Source organism: Serratia sp. D1N4, from assembly GCF_054552755.1.
On sequence record NZ_CM137274.1, the window covers coordinates 1,590,850 to 1,606,502 of the forward strand.

The 15,653-nt window shown below is 52.8% G+C and carries 12 protein-coding genes; 9 read left to right on the forward strand and 3 right to left on the reverse strand.

Annotation, left to right across the window (positions count from 1 at the left end; genetic code table 11):
* The first annotated feature begins 76 nt into the window (after nt 1-76).
* Nucleotides 77-2,098: an NAD-dependent DNA ligase LigA gene (ligA, locus tag ACX1CU_RS06885; protein ID WP_459401847.1), complete on the forward strand. Its 2,022-nt coding sequence runs from the start codon at nt 77-79 to the stop codon at nt 2,096-2,098.
* Nucleotides 2,098-2,313 carry a DUF3820 family protein gene (locus tag ACX1CU_RS06890; protein ID WP_459401848.1) on the forward strand — a complete coding sequence of 72 codons (216 nt, stop codon included), beginning with the start codon at nt 2,098-2,100 and terminating at the stop codon, nt 2,311-2,313. Before ligA ends, ACX1CU_RS06890 begins: the two co-directional genes overlap by 1 nt.
* 24 nt (nt 2,314-2,337) lie before the next feature.
* Here ACX1CU_RS06890 and ACX1CU_RS06895 read toward each other — a convergent pair whose 3' ends face one another.
* A complete protein-coding gene (locus tag ACX1CU_RS06895; RefSeq protein ID WP_459401849.1) occupies nt 2,338-3,330 on the reverse strand; it encodes a bile acid:sodium symporter family protein in 993 nt (330 codons plus the stop codon).
* Nucleotides 3,331-3,426: 96 nt separating this feature from the next.
* On the opposite strand from ACX1CU_RS06895, the gene ACX1CU_RS06900 reads away from it, so the two are divergent.
* The 3 genes from ACX1CU_RS06900 to eutC all read left to right on the forward strand — a co-directional run bounded on the left by ACX1CU_RS06900 (nt 3,427) and on the right by eutC (nt 6,632).
* A complete protein-coding gene (locus ACX1CU_RS06900) occupies nt 3,427-4,347 on the forward strand; it encodes a LysR family transcriptional regulator (protein WP_459401850.1) in 921 nt (306 codons plus the stop codon).
* A gap of 111 nt (nt 4,348-4,458) precedes the next feature.
* The gene (locus tag ACX1CU_RS06905) at nt 4,459-5,844 is read left to right on the forward strand and encodes an ethanolamine ammonia-lyase subunit EutB (protein ID WP_459401851.1); all 1,386 of its coding nucleotides are present in this window, start codon (nt 4,459-4,461) and stop codon (nt 5,842-5,844) included.
* The gene (gene eutC / locus ACX1CU_RS06910) at nt 5,841-6,632 is read left to right on the forward strand and encodes an ethanolamine ammonia-lyase subunit EutC (protein WP_459401852.1); all 792 of its coding nucleotides are present in this window, start codon (nt 5,841-5,843) and stop codon (nt 6,630-6,632) included. Before ACX1CU_RS06905 ends, eutC begins: the two co-directional genes overlap by 4 nt.
* Here the strand turns inward: eutC and ACX1CU_RS06915 are convergent.
* Complete coding sequence (locus ACX1CU_RS06915; RefSeq protein WP_459401853.1) at nt 6,611-7,513, reverse strand: LysR family transcriptional regulator; 903 nt, start codon at nt 7,511-7,513, stop codon at nt 6,611-6,613. The two genes, eutC and ACX1CU_RS06915, sit on opposite strands and share 22 nt — an antisense overlap.
* A 357-nt stretch (nt 7,514-7,870) precedes the next feature.
* Here ACX1CU_RS06915 and budA point away from each other — a divergent pair, with 357 nt between their 5' ends.
* The 3 genes from budA to ACX1CU_RS06930 all read left to right on the forward strand — a co-directional run bounded on the left by budA (nt 7,871) and on the right by ACX1CU_RS06930 (nt 12,080).
* Nucleotides 7,871-8,650: an acetolactate decarboxylase gene (gene budA, locus ACX1CU_RS06920; protein WP_459401854.1), complete on the forward strand. Its 780-nt coding sequence runs from the start codon at nt 7,871-7,873 to the stop codon at nt 8,648-8,650.
* Nucleotides 8,651-8,677: 27 nt separating this feature from the next.
* Nucleotides 8,678-10,357 (forward strand): acetolactate synthase AlsS, encoded by a 1,680-nt coding sequence (gene alsS / locus ACX1CU_RS06925; protein WP_459401855.1) that lies wholly within the window; start codon nt 8,678-8,680, stop codon nt 10,355-10,357.
* Nucleotides 10,358-10,484: 127 nt separating this feature from the next.
* Nucleotides 10,485-12,080, forward strand: a complete 1,596-nt coding sequence (locus tag ACX1CU_RS06930; protein ID WP_459401856.1) for an ABC transporter substrate-binding protein — start codon at nt 10,485-10,487, stop codon at nt 12,078-12,080.
* 67 nt (nt 12,081-12,147) lie between these two features.
* On the opposite strand, the gene ACX1CU_RS06935 is transcribed toward ACX1CU_RS06930, so the two are convergent.
* Nucleotides 12,148-13,422 (reverse strand): tetratricopeptide repeat protein, encoded by a 1,275-nt coding sequence (locus ACX1CU_RS06935; protein ID WP_459401857.1) that lies wholly within the window; start codon nt 13,420-13,422, stop codon nt 12,148-12,150.
* 1,036 nt (nt 13,423-14,458) lie between these two features.
* Here ACX1CU_RS06935 and ACX1CU_RS06940 point away from each other — a divergent pair.
* A complete protein-coding gene (locus ACX1CU_RS06940; protein WP_459401858.1) occupies nt 14,459-15,064 on the forward strand; it encodes a helix-turn-helix transcriptional regulator in 606 nt (201 codons plus the stop codon).
* The last annotated feature ends 589 nt before the right edge of the window (nt 15,065-15,653 follow it).

Consider the following 15,653-nt stretch of genomic DNA (forward strand, 5'->3'; position numbering starts at 1 on the left):
CCAGCTAGCCGCACTGAATAATCTGTTATCTCTAGCCCCCGCTACCCGGGGGCTTTTTATCTTCTGATGGTGAGCCATGGAATCGATCAACCAAAAAATCAATCAACTGCGAACCTCACTGCGCCATCACGAATATCAGTATCACGTGCTTGATGCGCCGGAGATCCCGGATGCGGAATATGACCGCCTGATGCAGGAACTGCGCGCTTTGGAACAGGCGCATCCCGAACTGATCACCGCTGACTCACCGACCCAGCGCGTCGGTGCTGCACCTTTGGCGGCGTTTGATCAGGTGCGCCATGAAGTGCCGATGCTCTCGCTGGATAACGTGTTTGACGAAGAGAGCTATCTGGCGTTTTACAAGCGCGTGCAGGATCGCCTGAAGACCAGCGAGCCGCTGACGTTCTGCTGTGAACTGAAGCTGGATGGTTTGGCGGTCAGCCTGCTGTACGAAAACGGTGAACTGGTGCGCGCGGCGACCCGTGGTGATGGCACCACCGGGGAGAATATCACCTCTAATGTGCGTACCATCCGCGCCATCCCGCTACGCCTGACCGGGGATAACATCCCATCTCGGTTGGAAGTGCGTGGCGAAGTGTTTATGCCGCAGGCCGGTTTTGAACAGATGAACGAAGAAGCCCGGCGCAAAGATGGCAAGATATTTGCCAACCCGCGCAATGCGGCTGCGGGTTCAATCCGCCAGCTCGATCCGCGCATCACGGCTAAACGCCCTTTGACCTTCCTCTGTTACGGTGTTGGCCTATTGGAAGGGGGCGAACTGCCGCGTAGCCACTGGCAGCGCCTGATGCAGTTTAAAGCCTGGGGTTTGCCGGTGAGCGATCGCGTCAAATGCTGTACCGGCAGCGATGAGGTGCTGGCATTTTATCGTCAGGTTGAGCAAGACCGCGCTCAGCTCGGTTTTGATATCGACGGCGTGGTGGTGAAGATCGACGATATCGATCTGCAAGAAGCGCTCGGTTTTGTGGCGCGTGCGCCGCGTTGGGCAACCGCTTTTAAGTTCCCGGCACAGGAACAGATCACCATCGTGCGTGAAGTCGAGTTCCAGGTAGGGCGTACCGGGGCGATTACCCCGGTGGCGCGTCTGGAGCCGGTGCAGGTGGCCGGAGTGATCGTCAGCAACGCGACGCTGCATAATGCCGATGAGATCGAACGCTTGGGTCTGCGCATTGGCGATACGGTGATTGTGCGCCGTGCGGGGGATGTGATCCCGAAAGTGGTGGGCGTGGTGGAAGATCGTCGCCCGCAGGATGCCCGTGAGGTGGTGTTCCCGCAGCACTGCCCGGTCTGTGGCTCTGACGTGGAACGGGTGGAAGGCGAAGCCATAGCGCGTTGCACCGGTGGTCTGATCTGCGGGGCTCAGCGTAAAGAAGCGCTGAAGCACTTTGTCTCGCGCCGTGCGATGGACGTCGACGGCATGGGGGAGAAAATCATTGAGCAACTGGTGGACAAAGAGTACGTGCAAAACCCAGCCGATCTGTTCCGTCTTTCAGCCGGTATCTTGACCGGGCTGGATCGCATGGGGCCGAAGTCGGCGCAGAATCTGGTCGATGCGCTGGAAACCGCCAAGCAAACCACTTTTGCCCGTTTCCTGTATGCGCTGGGCATCCGTGAAGTGGGGGAATCTACCGCGGCGAATCTGGCCGCTCATTTTGGTTCGCTGGATAAACTGCGAGCGGCCGATCTGGACGCGCTGAAAGAAGTGCCGGATGTCGGTGAGGTGGTGGCGAAGCACGTGGTGAATTTCTTTGCTGAAGCCCATAACCAACAGGTGATCGAAGAGTTGGTCAGCCCGGAGGTGGGCATCAACTGGCCTGCGCCGGTCGTGGTGGTGAAAGAAGAGATCGACAGCCCGTTTGCCGGTAAAACCGTGGTGTTGACCGGTTCTCTCAGCCAGCTTTCGCGCGATGAGGCCAAAGATCGCCTGACCGCCTTAGGGGCCAAGGTCAGCGGCAGCGTTTCCAAGAAAACCGATCTGGTGATCGCCGGTGAAGCCGCAGGTTCCAAGCTGGTTAAAGCGCAGGAACTGGGTATTGAGGTGATCGACGAAGCGGAAATGATCCGCCTGTTAGGTGCCTGATGGAAAAAGAGAACCTGATTGAAATCGCCAACACCGTGATGCCCTTTGGTAAATATCAGGGCCGGGTGCTGATCGATCTTCCCGAAGAGTACCTGCTGTGGTTTGCCCGCAAGGGCGAGTTCCCAAACGGCAAGCTAGGTATGCTGATGGAAATGACCTTGGCGATTAAGATTGAAGGGCTTGACCACCTGGTCAAGCCGCTAAAGAAAAGCTGAACGGGTGGGCGGAGGCCCACCTGATTATCCCCGGGACGTTTCCGTACTCAACACCGCCTGCTGTTCCTGCTGTTTTTTCTGATAGCGTTTTGCCAGCACCGCGCAGGCCATCAACTGTATCTGATGGAAGATCATCAATGGCAACACCATGATCCCCACGGTTGCCGCCGGGAACAGAATGTTGGCCATCGGGATACCGTTAGCCAGGCTTTTCTTCGATCCGCAGAACACAATGGTGATCTCATCGGCTTTGCTGAAACCCAGCCAGCGCGCCATGTAGGTATTCATTACCAACACCAATGTCAGCAACACTATGCTGACCACCACGATAAACACCAGTGAACCCGCTCCCACCTGATGCCAGATCCCGTGCGTCACCGCTTCACCAAAGGCGGTGTAAACCACCAGCAGAATCGAGGTCTGATCGGTTTTGCCAATCAGTTTGCGGTTACGTTCGACCCATTTGCCAATCAACGGGCGGGAAAGATGCCCTGCAATAAACGGCACCAGCAGTTGCAGCACAATGGTGCCAACCTGTTGCAGCCCGCCGGTATCGCCGTGCACGTTCATCAACAGGCCCACCAGCAGCGGCGAAACAAAAATCCCTAACAGGCTGGAGGCCGAAGCGCTGCATACCGCCGCCGCCACGTTTCCCCCGGCCAGCGAGGTAAAAGCAATGGCCGATTGCACCGTAGCGGGCAAGATGCACAGGTAAATAAAGCCGGTATACAGTTCGGGGCTGACGTTGACGGGCGACCACCATTGAAACAGCACCCCCAGCACCGGGAAGATGATGAACGTGCTGCACATCACCCACAGATGCAAACGCCAGTTATTGCTGCCCGCCAGGATGGCTTCGCGGGAAAGCTTGGCTCCGTGCATAAAGAACAGCAGAGCGATGGCAGCCACGGTCAGCCCGTGGAGCCAACTGACGAACTCACCGCGTGCGGGCAAGAATGAGGCCAGCAGCACGGTGGCAACCAGCGTCAGGGTAAAACGATCGGGAAGAAACTTCATGGTGACTGACTCAGAAGAGAAATCGATGCGGTGATTCTCGCGCGGCACGATATAATAATAAAATTGATTTATTTAATTCATATATGAATAAAAAACATGAATTACTCTCTCAAGCAGCTCCGGGTTTTTGTCACCATCGCGCGCCATGGCAGCTTCAGCCGTGCCGGGGAGGTTTTGGGCCTGACGCAATCGGCCGTCAGCCACAGTGTCAAAGAGCTGGAAGCCGAAGTGGGCGTGCGCCTGTTGGATCGCACTACCCGTGAAGTGGTGCTGACCGACGCCGGTTTGCGCTTGGCCAATCGCGTTGAGCGCCTGCTGGACGAATTACAGACAGCATTGCTGGATGCACGCAGCTTTGGCTTGCAGCGCAGCGGCACGGTGCGTGTGGCGTCCAGCCAGACCATTTCTGCTCATCTGATGCCGCAGTGTATCGCAGCTGGCGAGCAGCAGTATCCCGAGATCCGCATTGTGCTGCGCGATCAGTCGCAGCAGCAGGTGCTGAAAAGTATCCGTAACGCCGAAGTGGATTTCGGCATTGTGGTTGATCCGATTCAGGCGGTGGATCTGGACTGCGAAGCGATTCTGTATGAACCCTTTTTATTGCTGTGCCGCAACGATCATCCATTTGCCACTCAACCCGAAGTGCAGTGGGCGGCGCTTAACGGCTGCCGGTTGGTGTTACAGGATTACGCTTCCGGCAGCCGACCCTTGATCGACAGCGCCTTGAGTCAACAGGGCGTAGAGGCGCAGGTGGTGCAGGAGATCGGCCATCCGGCGACGCTGTTCCCGATGGTAACGGCGGGTATCGGCATCAGCATCTTTCCGGCCCTGGCGCTACCGCTGCCGGAAGGGGGGCAACTCAAGGTGCGGCGGCTGATGCCGGAGATTAACCGGGCTCTGATGCTGGTGCGGCGTAAAAACCGCTCGCTGACGCCAGCGGCAGAGGTGATCTGGCAGGTAGTACGCCAGCAGGCGGAGCGGTTACAGCAGCAGCGCCAGCAACAGGCTGAGTATTGATTCAGACTAACATATTGATTATAAAGATATCATAAAGCCCTCCTGCTTCGTTGACTACACTGGGTACAGACTTTGCAATCTTGCTGCAATCAATCTGCTTCAGGGGACACTATGTATCAGGCAACGCTCAGCCAGCGCAGCTACCGCTTTCGTGACTTACGCCAGTTGATGGCAAAAGCCTCACCGGCCCGTTCTGGCGACTATTTAGCCGAGTTGGCGGCTGACAGTGCCGAGGAGCGCATAGCGGCGCGCATGGCTCTAGCCGAAGTGCCGCTGAAAACTTTTTTGCAGCAGGTGTTGGTGCCTTATGAACAGGATGAAGTTACCCGGCTGATTATCGATCAGCATGATGCATTGGCGTTTATGCCAATTTCTCATCTGACGGTCGGCGATTTCCGCGACTGGTTGCTGAGCGAACAGGCGGACAGCGCGATGCTGACACAGGTGGCGGCAGGCATCACGCCGGAAATGGCGGCGGCGGTCAGCAAAATCATGCGCAATCAGGATCTGATTCTGGTGGCGAAAAAGTGCCGCGTCGTCACCCGTTTTCGCAACACTATCGGCTTACCGGGCCATCTCAGCGTGCGGTTGCAACCTAATCATCCCACCGACAGCCTGCAAGGGATTGCCGCCAGCATGCTCGATGGCTTGCTGTATGGCAGCGGCGATGCGGTGGTAGGCATCAATCCGGCCAGCGACAGCCTGCCTCTGTTGGAAAAGCTTAACTACATGCTGGACGACGTGATCCAGCGCTTTGCCATTCCCACCCAATCCTGCGTGCTGACTCATGTGACCAATACGCTACGGCTGATCGAGCGTGGTGCGCCGGTGGATCTGGTGTTTCAGTCGATCGCCGGGACCGAGGCCGCCAACAGCGGCTTTGGTATTAATCTGGCGTTGCTGGCCGAGGCTCAGCAGGCGGCGCTGAGCCTACAGCGTGGCACCTTGGGCAATAACGTCATGTATTTCGAGACCGGGCAGGGCAGTTGCTTGTCGGCCAATGCGCATCATGGAGTCGATCAACAAACCTGTGAAGCGCGCGCCTATGCCGTAGCGCGGCATTTTTCGCCGTTGTTGATTAACACCGTGGTGGGTTTTATCGGGCCGGAATATCTCTATGACGGCAAGCAAATCATCCGCGCCGGGTTGGAGGATCACTTCTGCGGCAAGCTGCTTGGCCTGCCGCTCGGCTGCGACGTGTGTTACACCAATCATGCCGAAGCGGATCAGGATGATATGGATACGCTGCTCACCTTGCTGGCCACCGCTGGCCTGACCTTCCTGATTGGCGTGCCCGGTGCTGATGACATCATGCTCAATTACCAGAGCACCTCGTTTCACGATGCGCTGTATATCCGCGAGCTGCTGGGTCTCAAGCATGCGCCGGAATTTGCCGCCTGGCTGGCAGAGATGCAGATCATCGATCAGGCGGGGCGTTTGCGTGATACCGCCGCTAATCATCCGCTGTTGCTGGGATTACAGGGAGGCAACCAATGAGCAAACTGGTTCATACCAACGGCTGGGATGCGCTACGGGCATTTACCGATGCGCGCATTGCGCTGGGCCGCACCGGTGCCAGCCTGCCGACGCAGGAACTGCTGAAGTTTGGTTTGGCGCATGCGCAGGCGCGTGACGCGGTGCATCAGCCTTTCAGTAGCGATCAATTAGCCGATGCCTTGCAGATCGATGGCTGGCAGACGCTTACGGTGCACAGTGCAGCAGCGGATCGCAGCATTTTTCTGCGCCGCCCAGATCTGGGGCGGAAACTGTCGCTCGTAAGCCGTGAAGCATTGCAAAGTCTGGCGCTAAAACCGGCGGATCTGCTGCTGGTGATCGGCGATGGCCTCTCGTCGAAGGCGGTTCACCGCCAGGCCCTGCCGTTCTTGCAAGCCTTGCGGCCTTATCTTAATCGCCTGGATATCAGCGTGGCACCGGTGGTGTTGGCGCATCAGGCGCGGGTTGCCTTGGGGGATGATATCGGTGAATGCCTGCGGGCGAAGGCCGTTGCGATCCTCATCGGCGAGCGGCCGGGCTTGTCCTCGCCGGACAGCCTCGGTATTTACCTCACCTGGGGCCCGCATACCGGCAGGTTGGAGTCGGAACGCAACTGCATTTCCAATATTCGCCCGGAAGGGTTGGATTATCCACAGGCGGCGTTCAAGCTGGCCTGGCTGTTGGAGCAGGCGTATCAGCGGCGTTTGACCGGTATTGAGCTGAAAGACGAGAGCGATAACCCGGCGTTGCATGGCCGGATCGTTCCGCCTCATTGCCAGCTTGGTGGCTGACCAATACTCTCAGTGAGCAGGCTGATAAAGGCGTTCAGCTTGGCCGAAACTCTGGCGACCGGGCGCAACAGATAGATCCCCTGTTCCTCGCCGCGTGGGTCTGCCAGCAGGGGTAGCAAACGCCCAGCCTGAATATCCGGCCCTACCACCCAGTTGGGTAAGAAAGTGATGCCCAATCCGAGTAACGCCGCTTGCCGCTGCGCCGAGAAATCATCACAGCGCAGCACCATCTTGCACTGATTCATCAGCGGTTCACTGAGGATTTGTGCCCAGCAGGCGGGCTGCTGTTTGTGATAACGAGCGATCAACTGATGATCGCGTAACGCCAGCAGGTTGGCTGGAACCCCATATCGAGCGGCGTAGGCCGGGCTGGCACACATGATCCAACGCTGTGTGGCGATGCGGCTGGCATATAGCGAACTGTCTTTCTGCTCGCCAATACGAATGGCGGCGTCCAGCAATTCTTGTTTCGGATCGGTCTGGCGCTCGGTGAGATCCAGCTCAACCACCAATTGTGGATAACGCTGGGTCAATTCCGGCAACAGCGGCAGCAGATAGGTTTTGCCGAAGGTGGGCAAACAACTGATGCGCAGCACGCCTTGTGGCGTCTCGTCTTGTGCCATCAGTTCGGCACGAATATCGATGATTTCTGCCTGCAACAGCGCAGCGCGATTTCTCAGCGTTTCACCGGCATCGGTCAACATCAGACCGCGCGTTGAACGTACAAACAGCGTGATGCCAAGTTCACTTTCCAGCGTATCGATATGCCGTACCAATGAAGAAGGCACCATACCCAGTTTGCGTGCGGCGGCGGAGAAGCTACCCAGTTGGGCAACTTCGAGAAAGATCGGCAGATGTTCGGCATAGCGTACGTCATTCATCTTTGCATTATATGCAAAAGCATTTCTTATGAATACCGGGTTCTCTGCTGACGGTGTTAAGGTTACTCTCCCTCTGAAGTAAATAGCTGGAATCGAGCTGGTTGTATTTCTATAAGCAGAAAGAAATACCTTTATTGCGTGTTTTTAAGATTGCCACCATGAAATTTAGCAGTGTTTTTATCTATTGCATTCATTTTCGCCTCAACGCCGAATCAGCCGTTAATGTGATGTAATTCTTCAATAACGATTAGAGAATCTTCATTTTTATACGTTGCCGTTGAGCTTGGCAGATGTGCTCAATCTTTGAGTATTTGAATGCATAGCACCCCTGGTGCGGTGCGGGTGGAGGAGGTTGTAATGAATGAAAATCACGGTTGTTCCTGCGCACAACACTTGGTGCAAGGTTTTGCCAAACAAGCGCTGGATTGTGGTAAAGGTGAAATTTACCAGGTCTCAGTGATGAGTGCCTTGCTCGATGGGGTTTACGAAGGCGATGTCACCATTGCCGAGTTGCTAAAACACGGCAACTTTGGCCTGGGGACCTTCAACCATCTCGACGGCGAACTGATCGCCTTTGATCGGGAAGTGCATCAGTTGCTTGCCGATGGCAGCGCCCGCCGCGCCGGTTTGCAGCAAAAAACGCCGTTTGCGGTGGTCACTTTTTTCCAGCCCAGCGTTACCTTGCAGGTCGAAAAACCCATCAGCAAAGACGAACTGCACCAGTACATCAACCAGCAGATGGTTTCACCCAATCTGTTCTGTGCGCTACGGGTTGATGGTCAGTTCAGCCATGTGGAAACCCGCACCGTGCAGCGCCAGGAGCGGCCCTACAAGCCGATGCTGGAGGCGATCGAAGCGCAACCGACCTTTGCATTCCATCAGCGCTGCGGCACGCTGGTGGGGTTCCGCACGCCCGATTATCTGCAAGGCATTGGCGTTGCCGGTTACCACGAGCACTTTGTTACCGACGATCGCAACGGCGGCGGCCACGTGCTGGATTATCAGCTCGATCATGGCCGCTTGCAGTTCGGTGTGATCGCCCGTCTCAATCTGCAATTGCCGCACGATGCGGATTTTTTGCGCGCCGATCTCTGCCCAGAGGATTTGGATCGCGCCATTCGTTCTGCCGAAGGTTAATCGGCGTCGTTTTTCAGGAGGTGGATTATGGTTGGTTCAGACAATCACTGGCGGTGCGGTGCAGATTTGGTGGTCAAAAATCTGCAAGCACAGGGCGTGAAACAGGTGTTTGGTATCCCTGGGGCGAAAATCGATCGGGTATTCGATGCGTTGGAAGATGAGCCATCGATAAAAACCGTGGTGGTGCGTCACGAAGCCAACGCGGCATTTATGGCGGCGGCGGTTGGTCGCCTGACCGGCAAGGCCGGAGTGGCGCTGGTGACCTCCGGGCCGGGCAGTTCTAACCTGATTACCGGGCTGGCGACCGCAACGTCGGAAGGGGATGCGGTCGTGGCCTTTGGCGGTGCGGTGAAGCGTGCTGATAACCTGAAACAAACGCACCAGAGCATGGATACCGTCAGCATGTTCCGGCCGGTGACCAAATATTGTGCTGAGGTGCATGCCGGTTCGGCCATTTCAGAAGTGATGGCCAATGCGTTCCGCAGCGCTGAATTTGGCCGTCCGGGGGCGGCATTTGTCAGCTTACCGATGGACATCATCAATGAGCCGGTCATTGCACCGGTGCTGGCTGGCGGGCGGGCTCCCCGCCTGGGTGCCGCTTGTATCGAAGATATTCACACGGCGCTAAAACTGATCCAGCAGGCGAAATGCCCGGTACTGTTATTGGGGCTGCAAGCCAGCCGCCCGGAAAACAGCACCGCGGTGCGTCATTTGTTGCAGCGCACGCATATGCCGGTGGTAGGCACGTATCAGGCCGCCGGGGTGATTGATGTTAATGATTTTTCCCGCTTTGCTGGCCGTGTCGGGTTATTCAACAATCAGCCTGCCGACCAACTGTTGCAAAAGGCCGATCTTGTGGTGAGCGTAGGCTATAGCCCGATCGAATACGATCCCTACATGTGGAACAGCCAAAGGCAGTTGAAGTTGGTGCATATCGATGTACAACCGGCAGAGATTGATACCTGCTACCGCCCGGATGTGGAGCTGGTGGGCAATATCAGCACCACTATCGATTTGCTGACCGAAGGTTTCAGCCATGCGCTCAGCGTGCCTGCCGAGGTGGAGCTGATCTTGTCCGATCTCAGCTTGCAACGTGCAGAACTGGCCGAGCGCGCGGCACGCCGTAATAGTATGCCAATTCATCCGCTGCGCATCGTTAAGGAGTTGCAGGATATTGTCAGCGATGACGTGACGCTGTGTGTGGATATGGGGAGCTTCCATATCTGGATCGCTCGCTATTTGTATAGCTTCCGCGCGCGTCAGTTGCTGATCTCTAATGGTCAGCAGACCATGGGGGTCGCCCTGCCTTGGGCCATTGGCGCTGCACTGGTTCGGCCGGGAGACAAAGTGTTATCCATCTCCGGCGATGGCGGGTTTATGCAGTCGAGCATGGAGCTGGAAACGGCGGTACGGCTGAAAGCCAATATTGTACATGTCATCTGGGTGGACAACGCTTACAACATGGTGGCAATGCAGGAGGTGAGTAAATATCAGCGTAAATCTGGCGTAGAATTTGGCCCGATTGATTTCAAAGCCTATGCCGAGGCGTGCGGTGCGGTCGGGTTTGCCGTGCAAGCGGTGGAAGAGCTGCGGCCGACGCTGCGTAAGGCGATGGAAATTCAGGGGCCGGTGGTGGTGGCGATCCCGGTAGATTATGCCGACAACTACAAGCTGATGGCCCAAATGAACTTCAGCCAGATGATTTAATCCTGCCTTATTCCTTTGCCCTGCTATTAGGTGGGGCAAGCAGCTATAACTTCTGCTTTACATCCCTAACTGTTTGATTTATTGGTATCAGAGTTTTTAATTCTTTAATACCTCATGGGATGGGACAATGCAGAAAAAGATCGTAAAAATGACGCTGGGCCTGTTGGCACTGGCGGTAATGAGTAGTGTGCAGGCTAACACGCTGGTTTTCTGTTCAGAGAGTTCGCCTGAAGGCTTTAACCCACAGCTGTTTACCTCTGGCCCTACGGTAGATGCCAGTTCTGCCGCCATTTACAACCGGCTGGTGGACTTCAAAACCGGTACTGTCGATCTGCAACCGAGCCTGGCGGAGCGTTGGGAAGTGAGTGAAGATGGCAAGAATTACACTTTCTATCTGCGTAAAGGGGTGAAATTCCAAAGCAACAAATTCTTCACGCCGACCCGTGATTTTAACGCCGACGACGTGATCTTCTCCTTTATGCGCCAGAAAGACGCTAATCACCCTTATCACAAGGTGTCCAACGGCGCTTATACCAACTTTGAGTCGATGGAGTTTGGTTCGCTGATCAATAACATCGTCAAAGTGGACGATCACACCGTGCGTTTTGAGCTTTCACGTGCTGAAGCGCCGTTTGTGGCCGATCTGGGGATGTATTTTGCCACCATCCTGTCGGCTGAATATGCCGACGTGATGCTGAAGGCCGGTACGCCGCAGCGGGTGGATAACGATCCGATCGGTACCGGGCCGTTCCAGCTTTTGCAGTATCAGAAAGACGCCAAGATCCTCTATAAAGCCTTTGATCAATATTGGGAAGGCAAGCCGAAGATCGATCGGCTGGTGTACTCCATCACGCCAGATGCGGCGGTGCGTTACGCTAAACTTCAAAAGAACGAGTGCCAGGTGATGCCGTTCCCTAATCCGGCCGATCTGGTGCGCATGCGCGAAGATAAAAATATTCAGGTGATGGAGAAATCAGGTTTGAACATTGGTTTCCTGGCGTTTAACACCCAGAAGAAACCGCTGGATAACGTGAAAGTACGCCAGGCATTGGCGATGGCGGTGAACCGACCGGCGATCATCGAGGCGGTGTTCCACGGTGCAGGCCAGCAGGCGAAGAACCTGTTGCCGCCAACCCAATGGGGCAACAATGCCAGCATTGAAGATTATGCCTACTCGCCAGAGAAGGCGAAACAGTTGCTGCAAGAGGCCGGGTTGGGGGAGGGCTTTGCTATCGACTTATGGGCGATGCCGGTGCAGCGCCCCTATAACCCGAACGCCAAACGCATGGCCGAGATGATCCAGGCGGACTGGGCCAAGATTGGCGTTCAGGCTAAAGTGGTCACTTTCGAATGGGGTGAATATCTGCAACGGGTGAAAAGTGGTGAGCACCAGACGGCGTTGATGGGCTGGACTACCGCAAATGGTGACCCGGACAACTTCTTCGGCCCGCTGTTTACCTGCACCTCTGCTAACGGCGGTTCAAACTCGGCCAAGTGGTGCTATAAGCCGTTTGATGAGCTGATCGCTAAGGCGCGGGAAGAAAATGATCATCAAAAACGTGTGGCAATGTATGAACAGGCACAGGTGATGATGCACGAGCAGATGCCCGCGCTGATGATCGCCCATTCCACCATTTTTGAGCCGGTGCGCAAAGAAGTGAAAGGTTACGAGATCGATCCGTTCGGCAAGCATATCTTCAAGCAGGTTTCGCTGGAGAAGTGATAGCGGTCTAAAAATCCGTTTGTCAGCAACCTCAGGGGCCCAGTCAGGGCCCCTGATGGCTTTCAAATCAATCGATATTACGTAACTGCCATTCTCCGGCGAGAATACGGTCGAGCAAAAAGAAAGGCATCAATTCGCGCCACTCGTGGTTTTTCACTACCGTTGCGTATTGGCATAACCGGTTACCCTGTTCATCCAGCACTTCCCACGGTTGTAATTCACCCTCTTGCCTCTGGCTGGCGACGCCTGCTAACTGATAACTGGCGTTACTGCCCACATGGAATTTGTCTGTCTGCCAGCGAATCGGCGCATGCGCGGGAAAAGGTTGAGCCTGGTGGAAACCGAAAAGATCGTCATGGCTGAGCAAGCTCTGCCTGACGGTGGGCCAAAGATGCTGGCGCAGGAAATACTGATCGACAAAGCGGCGATGGTTGTCCTGCTGGCTCAGATACTCACGGGTCTGGTTGATGATTGAGGGCAGATTAGGGTTGTGACAGCCGCCCCACATCCCTGCCAGCAACAGTTCGGTATGAGTAAAGTAATCCCGCATGTGGTGATACCAGTAATCGCTTTGCAACCAGGCTTCTACCGCCGCTTGTTCCCGCTCTGAGAGTAGCGAATCCGCATCGCGAATGAGATAGCGTTTAACAGTTGGGTCATCCAGCACCAAAAAGCGCCACATCAGCGGTGGGATATTCTGATGCAGTTCACCTTCCACTTTGATCACCTTGGCCCCAGCCTCGCGCAGACGTTGCTGCACATCCTGCGGCACGCTATCGTCCAGATAGAAACGGCAATGCCAGTGGGGAAACAACGCTTTACTCACCTTGGCGTTCATCACGGCACTTTCACAGTAACGCACCAGTGAACCAAACAGGGTGAACGCAATGGCATTTTCTTCTGGATTATGCGGGTTAAATGCCGGGGGCTGGGGGGCGGGCAGCGGGTAAGCTTGGCTGCTACCGAATTTCTGGTCCCCCTGTTCCAGTGACATCAAACCGAAGCGCCGCACCTCATCCGGGCGGTTCAACCAGCCACAAACCTCTGCCAAACCATCGATCATAGTAGCAGGGAGCTGTTCCAGTGGTTGGCTTTGCAACAGCTTTTTATAGGTTTTATAGGCTTTCTCATAGTCCCCCGTACGCATTAAGCACAGGGCATAACTGGCTAGCACGTCGGCGTTGCGTGGTACCAAGCGCAGCGTAGCTTCTGCGATCGCTTTGCCAGCTGCATAATCATTGAGAGCGATAGCCTCACGATACTGCTGCGCAAGTGCGTTGAGACGCTGTTCCTGCAAGGCATGGGGAGGAGAGGTTGGGTTGTTTTTCTGAAAAGGACGCATAAATAAGCTTGCCTCAAACTGATACATGATCTGAATGTGGGGACCTGCGCTGGGCGATCCTTGCCCCCATTGAACCGTTTACCAACAAAGCAAACGACACTCTTTCCATACCGTTGAAAAAGAGCGAGTTAATTAAGAATATCTAAGAATATCAATGCCGGAAAACCACCAGGCTTTTAATCTATTATTCAGATAATAATTATAGCTCTGTAATCAGTACGGGAGAACAACGATATCATGAGTTAATGGTTACGGGTAATCCAATGTGGGCGTGCTATAGCATCAATGCCAGCCAGCATAGATTTACAGTGCGATGTCCTTTATTTACTATACTATACGGAATGTGTTATTTGTTGCATGTTTGTTTATATAACTAAGTGTATGGTTTATAAAATGAGTGATGTTAGTGGTTTTTTAGATAACGAAAACCTCATTCTCACCTCACGACCAGTCATTGCGTTTTAGGAATTTTCTTGAAACCCGGCATATTGTCTTATTATTACTTTGTGTGCTTAGTCCTTCCTTGATTTCCAATTAAGAATTTTCTCATAAATAAACCAATGAGTTACGGTTTTTTAAACGAATAGTTACCATATTCTATTTTTTTCTCGCTAAGTTTCATGTATTATTTTCCTAAGATAATCCTTATAAAGATTATTTTTAAGAATCATCTTACATGATGATTGCGTGAAATCTTATTTCTATTCTATTGGGTAGAGGTAAAATAATTTCTGATATGGGTAATGGTAATTGGTGATAACTCAGATCTGAATTAATTCTATGTAAACTCTACTCAATTTAGTATTGACGAGAAAGAAGACGATAAATGGATTTTTAGTCACTGTTTACCACATCTTCATAAACGGTGTTTATGCACGGTAATGCTCTATTTAATCAGTTTTTAGCTTTTTGAAAATACTGATTAAGGAGCATGTGCGTGAGCTGGTTCTCGTCAGCATCCCAGTGAGTGAAGGTGGTTGGATCCCCTATAGTTTCAAGTATAAAGGGCATATGGACGTAGTATTAACAGGATTGTATGATGAAAGTTTTATACTTGGGTGAAAAGAACATTGGAAGTTTAGGGATTATCCGCATTATTGAGACCAGTTATCCAGAGTCATCAATTATTCTAAAAGGTGTGGAAGAGTGCGACAATAAGGCATTATCAGATCCTTATGATATCTGTATTATTGATGGCAAAAAACTCGAGACACAGCCAGTTGAAAACTTTAAGAAACTATTGCTGATGTCTGACATCCCTGTTCTTATTCTGGCAAAAAAAGAGCAATCATTGCATAAATTCTTCAATCACTTGAGCAATGTGCGCGGAGTCATTGAGTATGAAAGTGGTGTTGAGTTTTTCCTTAATGCCATAAACATGGTTCTAGCCGGTGGATATTGTTATTCATGGGATATCTATAACCTGAAGAATGACAATTCAGAATTATTTAATGAAGCCTATTTTGAGTCTGTGGGTTTGACACGGCGTGAGATGGAGATCCTGAAGATGTACCTGGATGGTGCAACAAATAAGGAAATCTCAATCAAACTGTCACGCAGTCAAAAAACTATCAGTGCGCACAAGTCTAACATACTGCGCAAAATTGGTACCAAACGGTTACCCGTTAATCTAACTCATTAAGTCACTATTTTAGGTTGTTCCAATACTCTCTCAGCGTGTTGGAACTCCAGAAGTTTGAGAGAGGAGGAAAGGAGTTTGATCCTATCTCATCATATTGATTATGCTTCTTGCTGCTCACAAAACAGGGAAATGTTAGCAATGTTCTATGACCTTCCTCTCCGTTTAAAAATGCTGTCTGCGTCGTTCTAATTCAAGGTCGCTACTGGCAGATTTTCGAACTGCTCGATTCAGTTTCCAACATTGGATTCTGAGTTTGTCCGCAACAACAATTTCTACCTCTTTAGCGACTTATAGGCTAATGAAAATTATGTGTGCCAATACGCACTCATACTGTTTCATGCTCTATTTTTTCTTTTAATTAAAAACCTACTTTATGTGTTGGTTTTTCATTGTGCATGAATTGGAATAATCCTAAAAAATCATTAAAACCATACTACTAGGAATGGATTATTTATTTAATCCAAGGATTATTTTTTCCTAGAATTATGTATTTTTTTATGTTTTTTGTCATTAAAAAATCATTAAAAACATATGGTTAGTTTTGTTTTTTGTTGGGTGGTTCTTATTTTTACTTAGTGTGCTGTTTCTG

Excerpts from the sequence above, each read along its gene's own strand:
- ligA (WP_459401847.1), top strand. The coding sequence starts at position 77 with ATGGAATCGATCAACCAAAAAATCAATCAACTGCGAACCTCACTGCGC.
- ACX1CU_RS06890 (WP_459401848.1), top strand. The coding sequence starts at position 2,098 with ATGGAAAAAGAGAACCTGATTGAAATCGCCAACACCGTGATGCCCTTT.
- ACX1CU_RS06895 (WP_459401849.1), bottom strand. The coding sequence starts at position 3,330 with ATGAAGTTTCTTCCCGATCGTTTTACCCTGACGCTGGTTGCCACCGTG.
- ACX1CU_RS06900 (WP_459401850.1), top strand. The coding sequence starts at position 3,427 with ATGAATTACTCTCTCAAGCAGCTCCGGGTTTTTGTCACCATCGCGCGC.
- ACX1CU_RS06905 (WP_459401851.1), top strand. The coding sequence starts at position 4,459 with ATGTATCAGGCAACGCTCAGCCAGCGCAGCTACCGCTTTCGTGACTTA.
- eutC (WP_459401852.1), top strand. The coding sequence starts at position 5,841 with ATGAGCAAACTGGTTCATACCAACGGCTGGGATGCGCTACGGGCATTT.
- ACX1CU_RS06915 (WP_459401853.1), bottom strand. The coding sequence starts at position 7,513 with ATGAATGACGTACGCTATGCCGAACATCTGCCGATCTTTCTCGAAGTT.
- budA (WP_459401854.1), top strand. The coding sequence starts at position 7,871 with ATGAATGAAAATCACGGTTGTTCCTGCGCACAACACTTGGTGCAAGGT.
- alsS (WP_459401855.1), top strand. The coding sequence starts at position 8,678 with ATGGTTGGTTCAGACAATCACTGGCGGTGCGGTGCAGATTTGGTGGTC.
- ACX1CU_RS06930 (WP_459401856.1), top strand. The coding sequence starts at position 10,485 with ATGCAGAAAAAGATCGTAAAAATGACGCTGGGCCTGTTGGCACTGGCG.
- ACX1CU_RS06935 (WP_459401857.1), bottom strand. The coding sequence starts at position 13,422 with ATGCGTCCTTTTCAGAAAAACAACCCAACCTCTCCTCCCCATGCCTTG.
- ACX1CU_RS06940 (WP_459401858.1), top strand. The coding sequence starts at position 14,459 with ATGATGAAAGTTTTATACTTGGGTGAAAAGAACATTGGAAGTTTAGGG.